The 16,315-nt window shown below is 64.7% G+C and carries 13 protein-coding genes; 10 read left to right on the forward strand and 3 right to left on the reverse strand.

Annotated features, from left to right (window positions below; all coding sequences use genetic code 11):
* Positions 1-9: 9 nt before the first annotated feature.
* The 8 genes from QQL28_RS26125 (at position 10) to QQL28_RS26160 (ending at position 10,428) form a co-directional block, all read left to right on the forward strand.
* Complete coding sequence (locus QQL28_RS26125; protein ID WP_284270087.1) at positions 10-1,266, forward strand: molybdopterin molybdotransferase MoeA; 1,257 nt, start codon at positions 10-12, stop codon at positions 1,264-1,266.
* 45 nt (positions 1,267-1,311) lie between these two features.
* Positions 1,312-1,575 carry a sulfurtransferase TusA family protein gene (locus QQL28_RS26130; RefSeq protein WP_284270088.1) on the forward strand — a complete coding sequence of 88 codons (264 nt, stop codon included), beginning with the start codon at positions 1,312-1,314 and terminating at the stop codon, positions 1,573-1,575.
* 296 nt (positions 1,576-1,871) lie between these two features.
* The gene (locus QQL28_RS26135) at positions 1,872-3,524 is read left to right on the forward strand and encodes an OFA family MFS transporter (protein ID WP_284270089.1); all 1,653 of its coding nucleotides are present in this window, start codon (positions 1,872-1,874) and stop codon (positions 3,522-3,524) included.
* A 91-nt stretch (positions 3,525-3,615) separates the two neighbouring features.
* A complete protein-coding gene (locus QQL28_RS26140; RefSeq protein WP_284270090.1) occupies positions 3,616-3,897 on the forward strand; it encodes a hypothetical protein in 282 nt (93 codons plus the stop codon).
* A 153-nt stretch (positions 3,898-4,050) separates the two neighbouring features.
* Positions 4,051-5,754 carry an NADH-ubiquinone oxidoreductase-F iron-sulfur binding region domain-containing protein gene (locus QQL28_RS26145; protein ID WP_284270091.1) on the forward strand — a complete coding sequence of 568 codons (1,704 nt, stop codon included), beginning with the start codon at positions 4,051-4,053 and terminating at the stop codon, positions 5,752-5,754.
* Positions 5,751-8,519 (forward strand): formate dehydrogenase subunit alpha, encoded by a 2,769-nt coding sequence (gene fdhF / locus QQL28_RS26150; RefSeq protein WP_284270092.1) that lies wholly within the window; start codon positions 5,751-5,753, stop codon positions 8,517-8,519. Before QQL28_RS26145 ends, fdhF begins: the two co-directional genes overlap by 4 nt.
* A gap of 281 nt (positions 8,520-8,800) precedes the next feature.
* Entirely contained in the window at positions 8,801-9,274 is a 474-nt protein-coding gene (gene ybaK, locus QQL28_RS26155) for a Cys-tRNA(Pro) deacylase (protein WP_284270093.1), read from the forward strand.
* Between the two features lie 38 nt (positions 9,275-9,312).
* Positions 9,313-10,428 (forward strand): HupE/UreJ family protein, encoded by a 1,116-nt coding sequence (locus tag QQL28_RS26160; RefSeq protein ID WP_284270094.1) that lies wholly within the window; start codon positions 9,313-9,315, stop codon positions 10,426-10,428.
* A gap of 40 nt (positions 10,429-10,468) precedes the next feature.
* On the opposite strand, the gene QQL28_RS26165 is transcribed toward QQL28_RS26160, so the two are convergent.
* Together QQL28_RS26165 and QQL28_RS26170 are read right to left on the reverse strand one after the other, a co-directional pair.
* Complete coding sequence (locus QQL28_RS26165; protein ID WP_284270095.1) at positions 10,469-10,708, reverse strand: hypothetical protein; 240 nt, start codon at positions 10,706-10,708, stop codon at positions 10,469-10,471.
* Positions 10,709-10,828: 120 nt separating this feature from the next.
* A complete protein-coding gene (locus QQL28_RS26170; RefSeq protein ID WP_284270096.1) occupies positions 10,829-11,509 on the reverse strand; it encodes a GntR family transcriptional regulator in 681 nt (226 codons plus the stop codon).
* A gap of 143 nt (positions 11,510-11,652) precedes the next feature.
* Between QQL28_RS26170 and tcuA the strand changes: the two genes are divergently transcribed.
* Together tcuA and tcuB are read left to right on the forward strand one after the other, a co-directional pair.
* Positions 11,653-13,044 (forward strand): FAD-dependent tricarballylate dehydrogenase TcuA, encoded by a 1,392-nt coding sequence (gene tcuA / locus QQL28_RS26175; protein ID WP_284270097.1) that lies wholly within the window; start codon positions 11,653-11,655, stop codon positions 13,042-13,044.
* Positions 13,031-14,131 (forward strand): tricarballylate utilization 4Fe-4S protein TcuB, encoded by a 1,101-nt coding sequence (tcuB, locus tag QQL28_RS26180; protein ID WP_284270098.1) that lies wholly within the window; start codon positions 13,031-13,033, stop codon positions 14,129-14,131. The genes tcuA and tcuB overlap by 14 nt, the downstream gene beginning before the upstream one ends.
* Positions 14,132-14,137: 6 nt before the next feature.
* On the opposite strand, the gene QQL28_RS26185 is transcribed toward tcuB, so the two are convergent.
* Entirely contained in the window at positions 14,138-16,228 is a 2,091-nt protein-coding gene (locus QQL28_RS26185) for a putative bifunctional diguanylate cyclase/phosphodiesterase (protein ID WP_284270099.1), read from the reverse strand.
* Between the last annotated feature and the right edge of the window lie 87 nt (positions 16,229-16,315).

The raw sequence follows: 16,315 nt of genomic DNA on the forward strand, positions 1-16,315 counted from the left end.
CGAGGCATCATGGCGCAACTGTCCGACGATTGCTTTGCCTTCGGTGGGCCGATGATGTCGGTCGATGACGCCGTCGGCCTGATCGCGGCCCGCGTCAACGCGATCGCCGACATCGAGACCGTGGCGCTGGTGGATGCCGACGGACGGGTGCTCGCGCGCGACATCGTCGCGCCGCTGCCGCTGCCGCCATTCACCAATTCCGCGGTCGACGGCTATGCGGTACGCAATGCGGACCTGCCGCAAGCGAACGCAGAAGAGTTTCCGCTCGACGGTCGTATCGCGGCTGGCAGTGCCGCCGATCATCCGATCAAGCCCGGCCATACCGCGCGCATCTTCACGGGCGCGCCGATGCCGCAGGGGGCCGAGACCGTCTTCATGCAGGAGGACGTGCGGATTGATGAGAGCGGCAGGATCGTTCTGCCGCCTGGGCTCAAGCCCGGCGCCAACGTCCGGCCCGCCGGCGAGGACATTCCGCAAGGCCACGTCGCCTTGCGCGCCGGCCAGCGCTTGCGGCCACAACATGTCGCGCTCGCCGCCGCCTTCGGCCTGACCACGCTTGACGTCGTCAGACGCATCCGCGTCGCGGTGTTCTCGACCGGCGACGAGCTGGTCTCGCCGGGCGAAGTGCGCGCGCCTTCGCAACTGTTCGACTCCAACCGCTTCATGCTGATGGCGATGCTGCGCCGGCTCGGCTGCGAGGTCTCTGATCTCGGTATCTTGCGCGACGCGCAAGCCTTGCTCGCGGACGGGCTGAAGCGGGTCGCAGGCCAGCATGACCTGATCCTCACCACCGGCGGTGTGTCGACCGGCGAGGAGGATCACGTCAAGGCCGCTGTCGAGAGCATCGGCACGCTGGTGCTGTGGCGAATGGCGATCAAGCCGGGCCGGCCCGTCGCGATGGGCATCATCGGCGGTACGCCGCTGATCGGCTTGCCCGGCAATCCCGTCGCGAGCTTCGTCACCTTCGTCCATGTGGTGCGGCCGACGGTGCTGGCGCTCGCGGGCGGCCTGCCGGAGCCGCTGCTTCCGATTCCCGTGCGCGCCGCCTTCACCTACAAGAAGAAGGAGGGCCGACGCGAATATGTGCGCGTCTCCTTGCGCAAGGCCGAGGACGGCGCGCTCGAGGCCATCAAGTTTCCACGCGAGGGCGCAGGGCTTCTGTCCTCTCTCGTCGAGACGGATGGGTTGGTCGAGCTCGGCGAGGCGGTGACGCGGGTCGAGCCCGGTCAGAGCATCGGGTTTCTATCCTACGCCAACATGATCTGAGCGTCGTGCATTGACGCTCCCGACCCGCCTCGCCATGGTGCCGCCATGACCAGAACGACTCTCGATCTCACCGGCCTGAAATGCCCGTTGCCGGCCTTGAAGACGCGCAAGGCGCTGAAGCCTTTGCGCGCAGGGGATCAGCTTGAAGTCCACTGCACCGATCCCCTGTCGGTGATCGACATTCCGAATCTGATCCGCGAGACCGGCGACAAGGTGGAGATCACCGAGCGCAACGACGCGCGTATCGTGTTTTTGATAGAAAAGGCGAATGGTCCGATAGAAGAGTCAAATGACGCGGTGCACTCTTAAATTGCGGATTTCTACTTTCGTCTATCGACATTGCCGCGCCGGTAATTGGCTCTCCGCATCGGCACCCAACTTGTGCTATCCGCATTCATGCGCGTGGTTCGATGGGCCAAGGGACATCGCCCATCGGCGTCCGGCATAAGACCTCCCTTAAAGGGGTTAGACATCTCGTATGCGCTTCGTGATCCCGGCGCATGTCGATGGTGAATTGCGGCGCAATCAGCAAGCTGGAGCGCGCGGGCTGAGGAACGGGATCGCAGCAGCAGGCGCTCAGAAGGGCGGCTGCAGGGGAGGATTGTATGGCTACAGTTGAAAGCGCTGGGAGACTTTCGAGCGCTGGCGCGGGAATTCTCGATCGCGAGCGCACGATCGCGACGGCCGGCTTCAATCGCTGGCTGGTGCCGCCGGCCGCACTTTGCATCCATCTGTGCATCGGCATGGCCTACGGCTTCTCGGTGTTCTGGCTGCCGCTCTCCCGCGCGATCGGGTTGACTGCGCCGAAGGCCTGCCCGGACATTTCGTTGTGGCAGGAGCTCTTCACCACGACGTGCGACTGGAAGGTCGCAAGCCTGGGGTGGATGTACACACTGTTCTTCGTCGTCCTCGGCCTCTCCGCGGCGATGTGGGGCGGCTGGCTCGAGCGGGCCGGGCCGCGCAAGGCGGGCTTCGTGGCGGCCTGCTGCTGGTGCGGCGGCCTCCTGCTCGGCGCCATCGGCATCTATCTCCACCAGCTCTGGATCATGTGGCTCGGCTCCGGCGTGATTGGCGGCATCGGCCTCGGGCTCGGCTACATCTCGCCGGTGTCGACGCTGGTGAAATGGTTCCCGGACCGGCGCGGCATGGCGACCGGCATGGCCATCATGGGCTTCGGCGGCGGCGCCATGATCGGCGCGCCGCTGGCCAACTGGCTGATGGACTTTTTCAAGACTCCGACCTCGGTCGGCGTCTGGGAAACCTTCCTCACCATGGGCATCATCTATCTCGTCTTCATGATGATCGGCGCGTTCCGTTATCGTCTGCCGCCGACCGGCTGGAAGCCGGAGGGCTGGACGCCGCCGAGCGAGAAGAAGACGATGATCTCCGAGCATCACGTCCATCTCAACAACGCGCACAAGACGCCGCAGTTCTGGCTGATCTGGGGTGTGCTGTGCCTCAACGTGTCGGCCGGCATCGGCGTCATCGGCATGGCTTCGCCGATGCTCCAGGAGATCTTCGCCGGCAAGCTGATCGGCCTTCCGGACGTCGGCTTCAATGCGTTAAACGCCGCGCAAAAGGCGCAGATCGCCGGCATCGCCGCGGGCTTCGCAGGCCTGCTGTCACTGTTCAACATCGGCGGTCGCTTCTTCTGGGCCTCGCTGTCGGACTATATGGGCCGCAAGAACACCTACTATACGTTCTTCATCCTCGGCATCGTGCTCTACGCACTGGCGCCGACCTTTGCAGCGATGGGCTCAAAACTGCTCTTCGTGCTCGGCTTCGGCATCATCTTGTCGATGTATGGCGGCGGCTTCGCCACCGTGCCGGCCTATCTTGCCGACATGTTCGGGACCCAGTTCGTCGGCGCCATCCACGGACGGCTGCTGACGGCGTGGTCGACTGCTGGCATCATCGGTCCCGTCGTCGTCAACTACATCCGCGAGTTCCAGCTCGCGGCGGGCGTGCCGCGTGACCAGCTCTACAACACCACCATGTACATTCTCTGCGCGATGCTGATCGCGGGTCTGATCTGCAACCATCTGGTCAAGCCGGTCGATCCGAAATGGTACATGAGCGAAGCGGAGGTGGCGAAGCTCCAGGCCTCGACCGCGGGCGCGAATACCGGGCAGACCGGCTCGTTCGGGATCGGCACGGGCGGCCTCGACGGCAAGGCGGCGCTGTTCTGGCTGTTCGTTGCGGTTCCGCTGGCCTACGGCGTCTACAAGACGCTCGAAAGCGCGGTGAAGATCTTCTGATCTTTAAACCCACATCATTGCGGGATGCTGAACACTCGACATCCCGCGATGCTCGTCTTTCAAGTCAAGAATGGGATCTAGGGGGATTCTTATGCTTCGCACCCGTATCTGTATTGCCGCCATGCTGCTGGCCGCAAACCTTCATGCCGCGTCCGCGCAAACCGCGGCGGCACCTGCCACCACAGCGCCGGCCGCGACGACCGAGGCCAAGCCGGGCAAGATCAAGCTCACCATGCAGAAGCTCAAGGACATGAAGGCCAAGTGGGCGGCCAACAAGCCGAAGCTGAAAGCATGCCGCGCCGAGGTGAAATCGAAGGGCCTTACGGGCGACGACCGCTGGTTCTACATCGAAGAGTGCATGAGCAAGACCTGAGGCCATGGCCGCTCGAATCGGGTGAGGGGGCGTGGAGCTTTGGCAGGCTGCATGCCCCTTAAATGCTTATTGGAACATAAGAATTATCTTGGCATCTGGTATACCAATGGCTAGACTTGGAGTTGTTCTAAAGAAGGGATACGAGACGCATCGATGAGCCACGACGTGCACCAGGTCCGCTCGTTCGAACATCCGGGCGAGGGACGGAAACGAGCCAAGGCCACGCCCAAGGGGCGGCAGGTCGATCCGACCGCCGCTCACGAGATCGAGCAATTGCTCGCCGACAGGCCGCGCCGGCGCGACCTGCTCATCGAATATCTCCACCTCATCCAGGACAAGTTTCACCAGATCTCGGCCGCGCATCTGGCAGCGCTCGCCGACGAGATGAAGCTCGCCTTCGCGGAGGTGTTCGAGACCGCGACCTTCTATGCGCATTTCGACGTCGTGAAGGAGGGCGAGCCGGACATCGCCCCGCTCACCATCCGCGTCTGCGATTCCTTGACCTGCGCGATGATGGGCGGCGAGAAGCTGCTCGAGGACCTCCAGAGCGCGAGCGGCCCGGGCATCCGCGTGGTGCGCGCGCCCTGTGTCGGCCGCTGCGACACGGCGCCCGCCGCCGAGGTCGGTCACAACTTCGTCGATCACGCCACCGTCGGCAACGTTCTGGCCACCGCGAAGGCCGGCGACACCCACGCGCATCTGCCAAAATACATCGACTACGACGCCTATGTCGCCGCTGGCGGCTACAAGCTTCTCAATCGCCTGAGCTCCGGCGAATTGCCGAAGGATGATCTGCTCAAGGCGCTCGATGATGCCTCGCTCCGCGGCCTTGGCGGCGCCGGCTTTCCCACGGGGCGCAAATGGCGCGCGGTGCTGGGGGAGCCCGGTCCGCGGCTGATGGCGATCAACGGCGACGAGGGCGAGCCCGGCACGTTCAAGGATCGCTACTATCTCGAAACCGATCCGCACCGCTTCATCGAGGGCATGCTGATCGGGGCGCATGTCGTGCAGGCTTCCGACGTCTACATCTACATCCGCGACGAATATCCGGCCTCGCGCGAGATCCTGGAGCGCGAGATCGCAAAGCTGCCGCCGGGCGCCCCGACGCTGCACATGCGGCGCGGCGCCGGCGCTTATATCTGCGGCGAGGAATCATCGCTGCTCGAGAGCCTCGAGGGCAAGCGCGGACTGCCGCGGCACAAGCCGCCTTATCCGTTCCAGGTCGGTCTGTTCGGCTTGCCGACGCTGATCAACAACATCGAGACGTTGTGGTGGGTGCGCGACATCGTCGAGAAGGGTGCCGACTGGTGGAAGAGCCACGGTCGTCATGAGCGCCATGGCCTGCGCAGCTTCTCGGTCTCGGGCCGTGTCAGGAATCCCGGCATGAAGCTCGCGCCCGCCGGCATCACCGTGCGCGAATTGATCGACGAATATTGCGGCGGAATGGCCGACGGCCACACGTTCTACGCCTATTTGCCGGGCGGCGCGTCCGGCGGCATCCTGCCGGCGTCCATGGATGATATCCCGCTCGATTTCGGCACGCTGGAGAAATACGGCTGCTTCATCGGCTCCGCCGCGATCGTGATCCTGTCGCAAAAGGACAGCGTGAAGGCAGCCGCGCTGAACCTGATGAAGTTCTTCGAGGACGAGAGCTGCGGCCAGTGCACGCCGTGCCGTGTCGGAACCCAGAAGGCGGCGCTGTTGATGCAGAAGCCGGTCTGGAACCGTGCCCTGCTGGACGAATTGAGCCAGGCGATGCGCGATGCCTCGATCTGCGGGCTCGGACAGGCGGCATCGAATCCGCTCACATCCGTGATCAAGTATTTCCCTGACGAGTTCAAGGAAGCGGCCGAATGACCAGGATTACGTTCGAGCTCGACGGCAAGCAGGTTGAAGCGGGTCCCGGCGAGACCATCTGGCAGGTGGCCAAGCGCCAGGGCCGTGACATTCCGCACCTCTGCTATTCACCGGCGCCAGACTATCGGCCCGACGGCAATTGCCGCGCCTGCATGGTCGAGATCGAAGGCGAGCGCGTGCTCGCCGCCTCCTGCAAGCGCACCCCGTCGGTCGGCATGAAGGTGAAGACCAAGAGCGCCCGCGCGGTTGCTGCGCAGAAGATGGTGATGGAGCTGCTCGTTGCCGATCAGCCGGCGCGCGAGACCTCGCACGATCCGGACTCGAAGTTCTGGCACTGGGCCGAGACCACCGGCGTCACCGAGAGCCGCTTCCCCGCCGCCGAGCGCTGGGAAACCGACGCCAGCCATCCGGCGATGCGCGTCAATCTCGATGCCTGCATCCAGTGCGGCCTGTGCGTGCGCGCCTGCCGCGAGGTGCAGGTCAACGACGTCATCGGCATGGCTTATCGCAATCACGATTCGAAAATCGTGTTCGACTTCGACGATCCGATGGGCGAGTCCACCTGCGTGGCCTGCGGCGAATGCGTGCAGGCCTGCCCGACCGGCGCCCTGATGCCGGCCGTGATGCTCGACGAGAAGCAGACGCGCGTCACCTATGCCGACAGGAAGGTCGATTCGCTCTGCCCGTTCTGCGGCGTCGGCTGCCAGGTGACCTATGAGGTCAAAGACGAGAAGGTGATCTATGCCGAGGGTCGCGACGGCCCCGCCAATCACAACCGCCTTTGCGTCAAGGGCCGCTTCGGCTTCGACTACATCCACCATCCGCATCGCCTGACAAAGCCGCTGGTGCGGCTGCCCAATGCGAAGAAGGACGCCAACGACCAGGTCGATCCGGCCAATCCCTTCACCCATTTCCGCGAAGCGTCGTGGGAGGAAGCTCTCGACATCGCGGCCAAGGGCCTGGTCAAGATCCGCGATGAGAAGGGGGTGAAGGCGCTGGCCGGCTTCGGCTCGGCCAAGGGTTCGAACGAAGAGGCGTATCTGTTCCAGAAGCTGGTGCGCACCGGTTTTGGTTCGAACAACGTCGATCACTGCACGCGGCTGTGCCACGCCTCGTCGGTGGCAGCGCTGTTCGAAGGCTTGAGCTCGGGCGCGGTGTCGGCGCCGTTCTCCGCAGCGATGGACGCAGAAGTGATCTGGGTGATCGGCGCCAATCCGACCGTGAACCACCCGGTGGCCGCGACCTTCATCAAGAACGCGGTCAAGCAGAATGGCGCAAAACTCTTCGTCATGGACCCGCGCAGGCAGACGCTGTCGCGCCACGCGACCAGGCACTTGCAGTTCAAGCCCGGCTCCGACGTCGCGATGCTGAACGCGATGATCAACACGATCATCACCGAAGGCCTGACCGACGACCAGTACATCGCCGGTTACACCGAAGGCTTCGAGGACCTGAAGGAGAAGATCAAGGAATTCACGCCGGAGAAGATGGCGCCGATCTGCGGCATTCCGGCGCAGACCCTGCGTGAGGTCGCCAGGACCTACGCGCGCGCAAAATCCTCGATCATCTTCTGGGGCATGGGCATCAGCCAGCACGTCCACGGCACCGACAATGCGCGCTGCCTGATTGCGCTCGCTCTGATCACGGGCCAGGTCGGCCGTCCCGGCACCGGCCTGCATCCGCTGCGCGGCCAGAACAATGTGCAGGGCGCCTCCGACGCCGGCCTGATCCCGATGTTCCTGCCCGACTATCAGCCGGTCGGCCGCGACGACATGCGCGGCAATTTCGAGAAGCTGTGGCAGCAGGATCTCGATCCCGTGCGCGGCCTGACCGTGGTCGAGATCATGAATGCGATCCATGCCGGCGAGATCAGGGGCATGTATATCGAGGGCGAGAACCCTGCGATGTCCGATCCCGATCTCCAGCATGCGCGCGAAGCGCTCGCGATGCTCGATCATCTCGTGGTGCAGGATCTCTTCGTCACGGAGACTGCGTTCCATGCCGACGTCATCCTGCCGGCCTCAGCATTTGCGGAAAAGGACGGCTCCTTCACCAATACCGATCGCCGCGTGCAGCTCGCGCGCCAGGTGATCAAGCCGCCGGGCGATGCGCGGCAGGATCTCTGGATCATCCAGGAGATCGGTAGGCGGATGGGCCTGCCGTGGAATTATTCGGGCCCCGGCGATGTCTATACCGAAATGGCGGAGCTGATGCCGTCGCTGAAGAACATCAGCTGGGAGCGGCTGGTGCGCGAAGGCGCCGTCACCTATCCGGCCGACGATCCGAACAAGCCAGGCAACGAGATCATCTTCACCACGGGCTTCCCGACCGCGAGCGGCCGCGGCAAGATCGTGCCGGCCAAGGTGATTCCGCCGGACGAGCTGCCGGACGACGAATATCCGATGGTGCTTTCGACCGGCCGCGTGCTCGAGCACTGGCACACCGGCTCGATGACGCGCCGCGCGCAGGTGCTCGACCAGATCGAGCCGGAGGCGGTGGCCTTCATGTCGCCGAAGGACATGCGCAAGAAGAAGCTTGCGCCCGGCGACTTCATTCGCCTGGAGACTCGTCGCGGCGCGGTCGAGGTCAAGGTCCGCTCCGACCGCGACGTGCCGGAGAACATGGTGTTCATGCCGTTCTGTTACGCGGAAGCGGCCGCCAACCTCCTCACCAACCCGGCGCTCGATCCCTTCGGCAAGATCCCCGAGTTCAAGTTCTGCGCCGCGCGCGCCGACCGCGTCGAGATGCGCGACGCGGCGGAGTAAGGCTCGGCGGTAGTTAGCGGCTCCGTGCAGCCAAATCCCCGGTGTCGTCCCGGCGAAGGCCGGGACCCATACCGCGGAATCCATCGATTGCTGATAGTCGCAGTACCGGACTACAAATCTTCGCCAAACCACTCCCTGTGGTTACGGGTCCCGGCCTTCGCCGGGACGACGGCTGAGTGTGTGTGGCGGATATGCGTGCCCAAACCGTATGCTTCCGCGGCGGGCAGACTGGATTGCTTCGTTGCTTCGCTCCTCGCAATGACGGTGCTAGATGATGGCGCATGTCCAAAGTGACCCCCGCCACACGCGCGCTCGCCGCCGCCGGCATATCCTTCACCGTCCACGCCTATGACTATGATCCCGATGCCGAGAGCATCGGGCTTCAGGCTGCTGCCGCGCTCGGCGAGGATCCGGCGCGGGTGTTGAAGACGCTGATGGCGCTCGTCGACGGCAAGCCGGTTTGCGTCGTCGTTCCTTCCGACCGGGAAGTCTCGATGAAGAAGCTTGCGGCCGCCGCCGGCGGCAAATCGGCGCAGATGATGAAACCGCCCGAAGCCGAGCGCGTCACCGGCTTCAAGGTCGGCGGCATCAGCCCGTTCGGGCAGCGGCGCGCGGTGAAGACCATCATCGACGAGGGCGCGCTCGCGCACGACCTCGTCTATGTCAATGGCGGCCAGCGCGGCTTGCAGGTGCGGCTCAGTCCGCGCGATGTGCGTGACGTCTTGAAGGCCACGGCCGCGGATGTGCTAGCCTGACCGGCGGCCGGCTCGCCGCGGTCTTGAGGGGGTGCCGAATGGCAGACGGCCGGAGCGGGTTCATCAGGCGATGGCGCGGTGCGGTGACGATCGCGATCGTCCTCGGCGGTGGTGCTCCTGTCTCGGCTCACCAGGCCAATCTCTCCACCGCGCGCGTGGCCCTGGCCAGGGACCGCTCGGTCGTGATCGAAGTGGCCCTCAAGGGCAGCGATGTCGACAGGCTGGTCGGCACGAAGGTCTACGATCCGAGGGCGGATGACGTTGATCCCGCGGCCGTCGCTGCTTCATCAGCAGCGATCCTCGCCTACCTGGCCGGGCACCTTGCGGTCGCAGGCGCCGATGGAACGGCATGCCCGGCCATCGCTCCCGCGGTCATCGCAGACGACGATGGCATCATCTTTCGCAGCACCTATTCCTGCGCCGATGTCGCCGGCGACATCGTCTATCGCTCGACGGTGCTGACGGAGAAGGATCCCGGCGCGCGTCAGGTTGTGCTGATCGCGCAAGGGGGCCGTGAAGCCCAAGTGCTGCTCGATGACGGCAACACGACCATCACCCTGTCGGCGCCCGCGCCGCCGATCTCGTCGACCATGGGCCGCTATCTCGTCACCGGCATCGAGCACATCTTTCTCGGCTACGACCACATCGCCTTCCTGATCGCAGTGATGCTTTGGGCGCGCCGGTTCATTCCCGTGATCAAGATCGTGACCGCGTTCACGATCGCGCATTCGATCACGCTGTCGCTCGCGGCGCTCGGCGTCGTGATCATCCCGAGCCGGATCGTGGAGCCCACGATCGCGGCCTCGATCGTGTTCGTTGCTCTGGAAAATTTCCTTTCCCGCGATATCGGGCGGCGGTGGCAGGTGGCCTTTGCCTTCGGGCTGGTCCACGGATTTGGCTTTGCCAGCGCGCTTCAGGAGATCGGCCTGCCCTCGGACGCCGTCGTGCCGGCGCTGGCCGCCTTCAACGTCGGCGTCGAGATCGGGCAGGTCGCGATCGTCGCGATCGTGCTCCCCATCCTGATCGCGCTCGACCGGCTGATCGCAACGGATAGCGATAAACCAACGCGGGCGGCGCCGCTGGTCTATGGGTTATCGTTCGCGATCAGCGTTCTCGGGTGCTATTGGCTTATCACCCGCATGCTGGAAGCTTAGTTCGCCGAAGGCGGGGATAAGACCGGCACCTCTACCGTCATCATCCGAGCCATATGAACGGGAACGTCCCATCGGGATGGTCGGACGGTTGCGGCGCCCGAATGTGCGGCACTGGCAGCTCGCGGGTCCGATAGGCATGTGCGGCTGGCCGCGTTGGAGTAGTTCGCGCGCCGGCAATCGGGCGGGCCATTGCCGCAACGGGAACGGCGGCAAATGCAACTGTGCCGACCGCGAGCGCCGTCAGTGCCAGGATAGCGGGGCGCATCTTGCGGACAGTCATGGGAGTTCTCCTTGCAGGGGGTGCGGCAGGCTCCGATAGCTCGCCGTTCATCCCCGAGATCTCGGTGGCCGCGATCCCATTCCCACAAGGTTTCGTGATCGATCGTCCGGCGACGTCTCGCTATTGCTTCTGCAAGAGCTTCAGCCTGCATCGCAGCGCCTCACGAATGTGAGCGCGCGCCAGTTTTTCGGCCTTGTCGCCGTCGCGGGCGGCAATGGCGCTGATGATGGCTTGATGTTCCCTGTGGCTGGTCTCAGGCCGGTGGGTGACGGAGAACGTGGTCGGGCCGAGCAGCGCGATCCAGTCCTGAAGCTCCTTCGAGGCGTTGTCGAGATAGCGGTTGCGTGCGGCGCGGCAGATCGCCTCGTGGAAGGTGCGGTTGAGCCTCGCCATCTCTGCAGCGTCGCCGGAGTGTTCGGTAAAGGCCTGCTCGATATCCGTCATCGCGTCGATCTCGAGGCGGGAGGCGTGCTCGGCGGCGAGCCGGGCCGCCGCGCCTTCCAGGATCTCGCGCATGGCGTAGAGCTCGAGGACCTCGGAAATGTCGAGATTGCGGACGATGACCCCGCGGCCCGCGGCCGGTTGCACGAAGCCGCGCGCGGCGAGTCGCCCTAGTGCCTCGCGAACCGGCGTGCGGCTGACGTTCAGCCGTTGCGCGACTTCCTCCTCCCGCAAGCGGTCGCCGGCGCGGTAGCTGCCAGCCTGGAGGGCCTCGCACAGCGAGCGGAACACGGCTTCGCCCAGCGCTACGCCGGAACCGCGATCGATCGATCCGCTTGTTTTTGCGGGGCGCCTGGCCATGGTCCCTCCGATCCCGGCGCACAGTTGCCATGCACAGCGGAGCGTTGCGCCAATCTTGTATATCTTTGTATACAAATGTGCGCAATGGCGCTAGCGTCAGGAAAACATGGAATGGTTCCAGCTCCGGGGACCTGGCAGGCGCGATGAGCAAGAAATACGACGTGCTGGTGATCGGCGGCGGCAATGCGGCGCTCTGCGCGGCAATCGCCGCGCGGCGCGGCGGCGCCTCGGTCGTCGTGCTGGAAGGCGCGCCGAAATTCTATCGCGGCGGCAATACGCGCCACACCCGCAACATGCGCTGCGCGCATGACGCCGCGACCGAGATCCTGACCGGCCCATACACCGAAGAGGAGTTCTGGAAGGACCTGCTGCTGGTTACGGGCGGACAGACCGACGAGGAGCTGGCGCGCCACATGATCCGGGAGTCCAAGGATATCCTGAACTGGATCGTGGAGCAGGGCGTGCGCTGGCAACCCTCGCTCGGCGGCACGCTGAGTCTTGGGCGTACCAACTCCTTCTTCCTCGGCGGTGGCCGGGCGATGCTCAATGCGCTGTATCTCACCGCCGAGCGGCTCGGCGTGGAGATCCACTACGATGCCGAGGTCACCGATCTCGTCATCGAGGACGGCATGTTTCTGGCCGCGCGTCTCAAGCGGCCGATCGATGGCGCAGACGAGATCCGCGCGACCTCGCTGGTCGCCGCCGCCGGCGGCTTCGAGGCCAACATCGAATGGCTCAGGGAATATTGGGGCGAGGCCGCCGACAATTTCCTGATCCGCGGTACCCCCTATAACCGCGGTTCCATCCTGAAGATGCTGCTTGCCAAGGGCGTGCAGGAGGTCGGCGATCCCACCCAGTGCCATGCGGTCGCGATCGATGCGCGGGCGCCGAAATTCGACGGCGGCATCATCACACGGCACGACTCCGTCGTGTTCGGCATCGTCGTCAACAAGCACGCGCAGCGCTTCTATGATGAGGGCGAGGATATCTGGCCGAAGCGTTACGCGATCTGGGGCCGGCTGGTCGCGGCGCAACCGGACCAGATCGCCTACATCATCTTCGACTCGACCGTCGTCACGAGTTTCATGCCGACGCTGTTTCCGCCGATTGCGGGGCAGACGGTTGTCGAACTCGCCGGCAAGCTCGATCTCGATCCGGTCGCGCTGGAAAAGACCGTCACCGATTTCAACGCCGCGGTGCAGCCCGGCACGTTCGACCACACCATTCTCGACGATTGCCGCACCGAGGGCATCACGCCGCCGAAGACGCATTGGGCGCGGCGGATCGAGACGCCACCTTATCTTGCCTATCCGGTACGTCCCGGCATCACCTTCACCTATCTCGGCACGCGCGTCACCAAGGAAGCACGCATGCTGATGAAGGATGGCAAGCCATCGGCCAACATGTTCGCGGCCGGCGAGATCATGGCCGGCAATGTGCTTGGCAAGGGCTATGCCGCCGGCATGGGCATGACCATCGGCAGCGTGTTCGGGCGGATCGCAGGACGGGAAGCAGCGAAGCATGCACGGAACTAGGATTCTTGACGAAGCCGACCGTCTGATGACGGTCTGCAATTCCTGCCGCTACTGCGAGGGCCTGTGCGCGGTGTTCCCCGCGATGGAGATGCGCCGCGCATTTTCAGACGGTGACCTCAACTATCTCGCCAATCTCTGTCACGCCTGCGGCGCCTGCTACGTCGATTGCCAGTTTTCGCCGCCGCACGAGTTCAACGTCAACGTCCCGAAGACGCTCGCCGTTGCGCGCGCGGAGTCCTATGCGGCCTATGCCTGGCCGCGGGCCCTGTCCGGCGTGTTCGCACGCAACGGTCTCGTCATCAGCCTCATGGCTGCGCTCAGCATGGCCGCGTTCATCATCGGCTTTGTGGCCGCGCACGACCGTGACGTTCTGTTCGGCGTTCACGCCGGCCCCGGTGCCTTCTACAAGCTGATGCCGCACAACGCGATGGCGGCATTATTCGGTGCCGCGTTCCTTTACGCGATCCTGGCGCTGGTGATGAGCGTTCGCGCATTCTGGCGCGACATCGGTGCGCCGATCGGCGGCCGCGCAGACGGCGGCTCGATCTTTCAGGCGATCCGCGATGCCGGCGAGCTCCGCTATCTCCATGGCGGCGGAGTCGGCTGCTACAATGAGGACGACCGGCCGACCGACCGGCGCAAGCTCTACCATCACCTCACCTTCTACGGCTTCCTGCTGTGCTTTGCCGCGACATGCGTCGGCACGCTCTATCACTATCTGCTCGGACGTGAGGCGCCGTATCCGTGGTGGGACCTGCCGGTCGTGCTCGGCACGCTTGGCGGCATCGGCCTCGTCGCCGGACCGGTCGGTCTGTTCGCCGCCAGGATGCAGCGAGATAGCGAGCTGCGCGATGAGGGCCACTACGGCATGGATGTCGGCTTCATCGCCATGCTATTCCTGACCGGCATCACCGGTCTTGTGCTACTGATCCTGCGCGAGACCGCCGCAATGGGCCCACTGCTCGCGCTGCATCTCGGCGCGGTGTTCGCGCTGTTCATCACCATGCCTTACGGCAAGTTCGTGCACGGCATCTACCGCTTCACGGCCCTGGTGCGCTACGCGCAGGAACGGCGCAGCGCGAGCTAGCCTTGCTCACGCCACCTCGCGCCGTCGCGGCTCGGCGGGTGCGATCTCGAAGAATGCCGCATCGAACGGCCGCGGGGTCCCGATCGCGTAGCCTTGCGCATAGTCGATGCCGATGCTGCGCACGGCCTCCAGAATCGGGGCGGTCTCGACGAATTCGGCAATGGTGCGGATGCCCATGATCTTCCCGACGCGATCGATCATCTCGACCATCGCGCGGTCGACGCGGTCGGTCAGGATGTCCCTGACGAAGCCGCCGTCGATCTTGAGATAGTCGATCGGCAGCTTCTTCAGATAGCCGAAGGACGACATGCCGCTGCCGAAATCGTCCAGCGCAAGCCGGCAGCCGGTACGCCGCAGCGCGGAGATGAAGTGGCTTGCCCAGTCCAGGTTCGAGATCGCCTTGGTCTCGGTGATCTCGAAGCAGATGATATCCACGGGGATGCGGTTGGCGCGGAGCTGCTCCTGGACGAATTCGACAAAACCTTCGTCGGCAAAGGTCTGGCCGCAGAGATTGATGGAGCAGGTCGCGATCGCGGCCGGCTGCGGCCGGCGTAGGCTCTCCGCGAGGCGCCGGAAGGCATCGCGCACCACCCAGCGGTCGATCAGCGTCATCAGCCCGTAGCGCTCCGCGGCGGGAATGAACTCGCTCGGCGGGATGATCCGTCCCGAAGGGTCCTTCAGGCGCAGCAGCAATTCGACATGGCGGCCGGCGGGATTCTTCTCCCGCAGCGGCGCGATCTCCTGGGCGTAGAGGCAGAAGCGGTCGTTCTCGAGCGCCTCCTGGATCCGGTGCACCCAGGTCATCTCGTCGACGCGCTGCAAAAGCGCGACGTCGCGCGAATGATAGAGCTGCACGCGGTTTCGTCCCTTCTCCTTCGCGCCGTAGCAGGCGACGTCAGCCTGCCGTAACGCTTCCTCGACGTCAATCTGCGCGCTGGAGATGCAGGCAAGGCCGATGCTCGCGGTCACGGCAAAGGTCCGTTCGCCCCAGGTGAAGGAGAACCGTTCGATCGCAACCCGGAGCTGCTCGGCGAACTCGGCGGCCTCGAACGAGGTGCGGCCGCGCACGATCAGTCCGAACTCGTCACCGCCGAGACGCGCCACGACGTCGGAGACGCTGCCCTGTCGTTGCAGCAGGTTTGCGATATCGCGCAGCAGGCGGTCACCGGCGGGATGGCCGCACGTGTCGTTGACAACCTTGAACTGGTCGAGATCGAGCAGGAACAGCGCCAGCGGTGCGTCGCTGCTGCCAAGCCGGCGCAGCTCGCGCTTCAGGAAGGCCTCGAATGCGCGCCGGTTGGCAAGGCCGGTCAGCCAGTCGTGCGAGGCCTGCCAGGCCAGACGTTCCTTCTCGGCGCGCAGCGCGTCCTCGAAGGATTGTCGTTGCAGCACCAGGCGACGCGTGTGCCACACCAGGAGCAGGATCAGGATCGCAGCGGTCGTGATGTTCACGAATGTCAGGATCAGCTTGATCGTGCGTGAGCCTTCGCCGAGCACGGTGGAGAAGCGGATGGCGTGCGCGGTGAACTGCCGGTTCAGCTCCGACAGGCGCGACGACAGCACCTGCAGCCGGGCGTCGTCCGGCGGAGTGCCGTTCTTCAACTCCGACTCGATCGCCTCGCCGAACACGCTGAGCTCCAGCAGCATGGGATCGGTGGCGGTCCATTCCTGGATCGCGGCCTTGAAGAAGCTGACGCCGCTGAAATGGCGGAACAGCCAGATCATTCCGGGGATGTCGTCCGGATGGTTGCCGCCCTGGAGGAAACCAATGCGGGCGGCCTCGGTGTCGACGGGGTCGCGCTCGAGCTCCCATCGTCCAAATTCATCGCCGATGGGAACGGCAAGCGAGGCTTGATATTGCCGGAACAGCTCCGGGTCGCCCGAATGCAGGTAGAGATTGAGGAAATAGACAGCGTTCTTCTGGGAGCGTGACCACATCGCTTCGCCGGCGACATAGGCGCGGACCGACGACATGACCTCGAGGCTGACGCCTGCGACTGCCGCTTGCAGCAGCACCACCGCGACGAACGGCGAGACCAGCCTGATCATGTGAAGGAAGCTGCGCCCCTTCATCGAAGCTGCGGCTCTGCGCAACACTCTGCGTTCCCCAATGCGTCGCCGTCCCAAGCGGAGCGTCCCGCTTACAACGCAGAGTAGGCGCCTCGGGCCTTAACTCGACCTGAA

Origin of the sequence: Bradyrhizobium iriomotense (assembly GCF_030160715.1) — a bacterium.
GTDB lineage: Bacteria > Pseudomonadota > Alphaproteobacteria > Rhizobiales > Xanthobacteraceae > Bradyrhizobium > Bradyrhizobium iriomotense.

Bases quoted from the DNA above. Each gene is read 5' to 3' on its own strand.
- QQL28_RS26125 (WP_284270087.1), top strand. From the start codon at position 10: ATGGCGCAACTGTCCGACGATTGCTTTGCCTTCGGTGGGCCGATGATG.
- QQL28_RS26130 (WP_284270088.1), top strand. From the start codon at position 1,312: ATGACCAGAACGACTCTCGATCTCACCGGCCTGAAATGCCCGTTGCCG.
- QQL28_RS26135 (WP_284270089.1), top strand. From the start codon at position 1,872: ATGGCTACAGTTGAAAGCGCTGGGAGACTTTCGAGCGCTGGCGCGGGA.
- QQL28_RS26140 (WP_284270090.1), top strand. From the start codon at position 3,616: ATGCTTCGCACCCGTATCTGTATTGCCGCCATGCTGCTGGCCGCAAAC.
- QQL28_RS26145 (WP_284270091.1), top strand. From the start codon at position 4,051: ATGAGCCACGACGTGCACCAGGTCCGCTCGTTCGAACATCCGGGCGAG.
- fdhF (WP_284270092.1), top strand. From the start codon at position 5,751: ATGACCAGGATTACGTTCGAGCTCGACGGCAAGCAGGTTGAAGCGGGT.
- ybaK (WP_284270093.1), top strand. From the start codon at position 8,801: ATGTCCAAAGTGACCCCCGCCACACGCGCGCTCGCCGCCGCCGGCATA.
- QQL28_RS26160 (WP_284270094.1), top strand. From the start codon at position 9,313: ATGGCAGACGGCCGGAGCGGGTTCATCAGGCGATGGCGCGGTGCGGTG.
- QQL28_RS26165 (WP_284270095.1), bottom strand. From the start codon at position 10,708: ATGACTGTCCGCAAGATGCGCCCCGCTATCCTGGCACTGACGGCGCTC.
- QQL28_RS26170 (WP_284270096.1), bottom strand. From the start codon at position 11,509: ATGGCCAGGCGCCCCGCAAAAACAAGCGGATCGATCGATCGCGGTTCC.
- tcuA (WP_284270097.1), top strand. From the start codon at position 11,653: ATGAGCAAGAAATACGACGTGCTGGTGATCGGCGGCGGCAATGCGGCG.
- tcuB (WP_284270098.1), top strand. From the start codon at position 13,031: ATGCACGGAACTAGGATTCTTGACGAAGCCGACCGTCTGATGACGGTC.